Genomic DNA, 4,090 nt, shown 5'->3' on the forward strand with positions numbered 1-4,090 from the left:
GCGGCACCCTTTCAGACAATATCGAAGAAACGGTAGAAGCATTTGAAGATTTAAAAAAAGAAGGCTATATCCGATATTATGGAATTTCCTCGATTCGTCCGAATGTCATCAAGGAATTCACTGAAAAGTCTGAGCTTGATTCCGTGATGATGCAGTTTAATCTGCTCGACCACCGCCCAGAAGAGTGGCTGTCCCTTTTAGCCAACAAACAGATCAGCGTGATCGCCCGTGGGCCCCTTGCCAAAGGGCTGCTCAGTGAAAAAATGCTTGAAAAGGCAAATGAGGATGGATACCTTGACTATAGCTATCACGACCTTAAAGATTTGCTTCCGCAAATAAAGGACAAACTTTCCGATAGGAAGTTGAATGAAACGGCACTTCAATATGTATTGTCCCATCAAAGCGTAGCTACCGTTGTTCCAGGAGCAAGCTCAGTACAGCAGCTACGTGATAACTGCCAAGCTGCCAACAGCCCTTCACTGTCCACAACCGAGTTGGATATCCTGAAGCGGTTGACCAAAGTGAACAAATATGAAAGTCACCGGAATTAAAAAAGAAATGTCAGGACAAACCTTTAGGCTGCTCTATCTCCGTTTAACCAACGGGATAGTCAGCCTTTTTCCGTTCCATCTTTTTTTCGCCTTCTTTACCAACTTCAAGTTTCCGATCATTCTAATTCCTTCCAAAACCCATTTAACGGTTTTAAACTTATCATTGGACATCCTAAAATTAATGTTGTACAATTAAGTTGTGCACAATCAAAAATAAAAAAAGATAAGGGAGAAAAAATGATGACAAAAACATTATTTACAACGTCTGTAACAGTCGATGGCGGAAGAGAAGGAACGGCAATTTCTGCTGACGGCAACTTCACGGTTGATATTGCGATGCCTGGAACACCAAGGGCTAAACAGATGCCTGAAGCATCTAATCCGGAACAGCTTTTTGCAGCTGGATATGCTGCATGTTTTGATAGTGCTTTGCAATCAGTTGGTAAAATTGAACGCGTTTCTTTCGATTCAAAAGTCACCGCAAGCGTCAGTCTATTGATGGGTGAGATGCATCAGTACAGCTTGGCTATAACTTTGGCTGTGAAGGGATCCGGGGTCGACAAGGAGACATTCGAAACCCTTGTTCATAAAGCGCATCAAATGTGTCCTTATTCAAAAGCAATCAATGGCAATGTGGACGTCGCCTTTGAAATAGATGTAGATTAAATCCGACAAAAAGACGCTTGGGGAACCCCAAGCGTCTTTTCTTTGCTAAAATTGCTGTAAAGTTTTCAATAGTTGGAGCAGTGAAGCTTTTAAATCCTCGACCACCTTCTTATCCTCACCCGACATTGCCGAAATGCGATTGGGAATGAAACAGGCATCTTCCTGTAAACCAAGTCCCTTTTCCGTCAGCTTAATCATGACAGACCGTTCATCTTCAGTGGAACGTTCACGGACAATCAAGCCATTCTGCTCCATTCGTTTCAACATGGGGGTAAGCGTTCCTGAGTCGAGGGCAAGGAGCTCCCCAAGTTTTTTTACTGTAAGTGTATCCTGTTCCCATAATAGAAGCAGAACAAGATATTGAGGATATGTCACTTCAAGTTTATCAAGCAACGGTTTATATTTCTTCGTCATTTCCCGCGAACTTGCATAAAGCAGGAAACATAATTGGTCTTCCAGCACTTTTTCTATTTTATTTTGCATCATATCACCAGCTAATAGTAGTCCATCCGATATGAAAGCATATCGAACTTATCTTTAATATAATCGTTATACTTTATAAAATAAAGGAATATCAGCAAGCAATAAATCTTCCTGAACAGAAAAAGGGTACCAGCCCTAATTGCTCCCTGTTCTTATTTATAGTTCTTCCAGTTCAGATTGCTTTCACCCAATAGTTCTTCGAATGATTTATTCTTTTCCCGCCGCTTTCTTTCTTCACGTTTTTTTTCTTCTTCCGCTTCCCTTTTCTCTTGTTCAGCCTCGTTAAGTTCTTTTTGCTTTTGACGAAGCTGGGACATGATATCTTGATTGATCATATCACCGAGTTTCAATGAAGATGAATCTTTATCTTGGTTTTTGCTTTGACTTTGTTTTCGCGGCTGTTTCTTTTTCATCCTTAAAACCTCCTGGCCATTTATGAAATAATTATATCACGACTGCCGTTTTCCTMATCATGGTTTTCAAACAGTGTTTTCCCATTTCCCTCATGGTAAAATAAAGAAAATCATTCGAGGAGGTCCTTTCATGAAGAAATGGTGGTTTACACTGGCTGGAATCCTAGCGTATATCATCGGCGTCGGTCTTTATTTTTCCAATCGGATCATGTATATGAAAAAGAAGGAAGATGATTTTATCCAGAATCGTGAAATCATGGCTAAACGCCTGATCACGGAGGATTTTGATAATCTGCCTAAATCGGAAATTTGGGTATCGTCACCATCCGGATATTCCTTGAAATGCTTGTTTATCGAACCGCATGACACCAAAAAGTGGGTGGTCATTTCTCATGGTGTGACGGAGAACAAAGTCAATTCGATTAAGTACATGAACATTTTTCTTAAGCGGGGCTTCAATGCGATCATTTATGACCACCGCCGGCATGGGGATTCCGGCGGCAAGACGAGCAGTTATGGACATTATGAAAAATTCGACCTGAAGGCCGTAATCGATGAATTGAAAAGACGTAAAGGGCCCGACCTTCATATTGGCATTCATGGAGAATCCATGGGGGCCGTAACCCTGCTTTTATATGCCGGAATGCTTGAAGATGGTGCTGATTTTTACATTGCCGACTGTCCATTTTCGAACTTCGAGGATCAGATCAAACACAAGCTCAAGCATGAAGTCCCATTTCCTTCTTGGACCGTATTTCCGCTCGGGCGTACGTTCATCAAACTCCGTGACGGATATTGGACCAATGAAGTGTCCCCAATCAATTATATGAAAAATATCCGAAAACCCGTGCTCTTCATCCATAGTGAAAATGACAGTTTCATTCCCGCTTCCATGACAGCGGAATTATATGCAGCAAAAGAGGGCCCAAAACAGCTGTACATCGCTAAAAAAGGGGCCCACGCTCAATCTTATAATGAAAATCCAAAAGAATACGAAGATCAAATCGATCAGTTTCTAAAAAAACTTGTCTGAGAAGAAATGAGAGGGTATCCACGATCCCCTCTTTTGCTTTTAGTTAGATTTTATTAAAAAAGCTCATCCTCGGATTTAAGATTTGATTCGGACTTTTTAATTGAAAGCTGTTCGCTTCCGGAACAAAGTCTATTTTCATGACTTCATCAAGAAAAATCATTTTTGATTTCTCAACATATAGCGGAATTCCGTTTGTTTCCACTTTTTCGGTACCTTCTTCAGGTTCGTTGACCCACCATAGCGCCGTCACACCACTTACCACGCAGCCGCAGCCATCAGTATCATATTTCAACTGTAAATATCCTTCTTGTCCCTGTACCTTACCGGCTATTTTCCCAGCCGCTGTTTCCGTCCATTCAATATACATGATTGCTGCCTCCCGATGTCTTTGCATTCCCCCATTATAAACGATAAAAACGTTTCTGTTAAAGAAACTGCCTGCTTCCATATACAAGATCTGCCCTCGCGGAAATCACTATCCTCATGGACCGTTCTAACAACATGATGCCGTTTCGAAAATGAAAGGCTGTCCCTTGGGGAACAGCCCTTCCGCTCATCATTCCATTATCCTTACATCCGCTATATCGGAAAGCCTGATATAGTGAGCCTGCTCAAACCGGTCAACGATATGAAGCTTTTGGGTGAGCTCATTATAATAATGGATCCTGCCGATTAACAGCTGATACCGGTTTCCTTCATAATGAGCAATCGTGACATCCTTTCTTTCCTCCATCGCTTCCCCCATTACCGCATTCATTTCTTCCAGTTGCTGTTCATCCAGGATGCGCTTCGTTTCATAGCCATCCTCCACCGCCCAATCACGGAGCATCTTCACATGTTCCGGCAACATCATCGATGTCCATTTGATACGGCCGCGATCACGAATCATTTCTTTTCCCTCCTTTCAAAGTCAGCCTTACGCCTTACGCCTTACGCCTTATGCC

General features: G+C 42.0%; 7 protein-coding genes. 3 read left to right on the plus strand and 4 right to left on the minus strand.

Annotated features, from left to right (window positions below; genetic code table 11):
• Together AC1DVB_RS25620 and AC1DVB_RS25625 are read left to right on the plus strand one after the other, a co-directional pair.
• Positions 1 to 551: aldo/keto reductase (locus tag AC1DVB_RS25620; RefSeq protein WP_477591582.1), on the plus strand; the 551-nt coding region annotated here is incomplete at its 5' end.
• A 240-nt stretch (positions 552 to 791) separates the two neighbouring features.
• On the plus strand, positions 792 to 1,217 hold the full coding sequence (locus tag AC1DVB_RS25625; protein WP_034308168.1) for an Ohr family peroxiredoxin: 426 nt from the start codon (positions 792 to 794) through the stop codon (positions 1,215 to 1,217).
• A 45-nt stretch (positions 1,218 to 1,262) separates the two neighbouring features.
• Here AC1DVB_RS25625 and AC1DVB_RS25630 read toward each other — a convergent pair whose 3' ends face one another.
• On the minus strand, positions 1,263 to 1,700 hold the full coding sequence (locus AC1DVB_RS25630) for a MarR family winged helix-turn-helix transcriptional regulator (RefSeq protein ID WP_477591584.1): 438 nt from the start codon (positions 1,698 to 1,700) through the stop codon (positions 1,263 to 1,265).
• Between the two features lie 152 nt (positions 1,701 to 1,852).
• On the minus strand, positions 1,853 to 2,113 hold the full coding sequence (locus AC1DVB_RS25635) for a YqkE family protein (protein WP_034308173.1): 261 nt from the start codon (positions 2,111 to 2,113) through the stop codon (positions 1,853 to 1,855).
• A gap of 130 nt (positions 2,114 to 2,243) precedes the next feature.
• Between AC1DVB_RS25635 and AC1DVB_RS25640 the strand changes: the two genes are divergently transcribed.
• Entirely contained in the window at positions 2,244 to 3,146 is a 903-nt protein-coding gene (locus tag AC1DVB_RS25640; RefSeq protein ID WP_095678601.1) for an alpha/beta hydrolase, read from the plus strand.
• A 43-nt stretch (positions 3,147 to 3,189) separates the two neighbouring features.
• Here AC1DVB_RS25640 and AC1DVB_RS25645 read toward each other — a convergent pair whose 3' ends face one another.
• Positions 3,190 to 3,513: an iron-sulfur cluster biosynthesis family protein gene (locus AC1DVB_RS25645; RefSeq protein WP_034308178.1), complete on the minus strand. Its 324-nt coding sequence runs from the start codon at positions 3,511 to 3,513 to the stop codon at positions 3,190 to 3,192.
• Positions 3,514 to 3,702: 189 nt separating this feature from the next.
• On the minus strand, positions 3,703 to 4,035 hold the full coding sequence (locus AC1DVB_RS25650) for a YolD-like family protein (RefSeq protein WP_034308183.1): 333 nt from the start codon (positions 4,033 to 4,035) through the stop codon (positions 3,703 to 3,705).
• Between the last annotated feature and the right edge of the window lie 55 nt (positions 4,036 to 4,090).

It is taken from the genome of Peribacillus sp. P4_D6 (assembly GCF_056401795.1).

Bases quoted from the DNA above. Each gene is read 5' to 3' on its own strand.
- AC1DVB_RS25635 (WP_034308173.1), bottom strand. From the start codon at position 2,113: ATGAAAAAGAAACAGCCGCGAAAACAAAGTCAAAGCAAAAACCAAGAT.
- AC1DVB_RS25645 (WP_034308178.1), bottom strand. From the start codon at position 3,513: ATGTATATTGAATGGACGGAAACAGCGGCTGGGAAAATAGCCGGTAAG.
- AC1DVB_RS25630 (WP_477591584.1), bottom strand. From the start codon at position 1,700: ATGCAAAATAAAATAGAAAAAGTGCTGGAAGACCAATTATGTTTCCTG.
- AC1DVB_RS25650 (WP_034308183.1), bottom strand. From the start codon at position 4,035: ATGATTCGTGATCGCGGCCGTATCAAATGGACATCGATGATGTTGCCG.
- AC1DVB_RS25640 (WP_095678601.1), top strand. From the start codon at position 2,244: ATGAAGAAATGGTGGTTTACACTGGCTGGAATCCTAGCGTATATCATC.
- AC1DVB_RS25625 (WP_034308168.1), top strand. From the start codon at position 792: ATGACAAAAACATTATTTACAACGTCTGTAACAGTCGATGGCGGAAGA.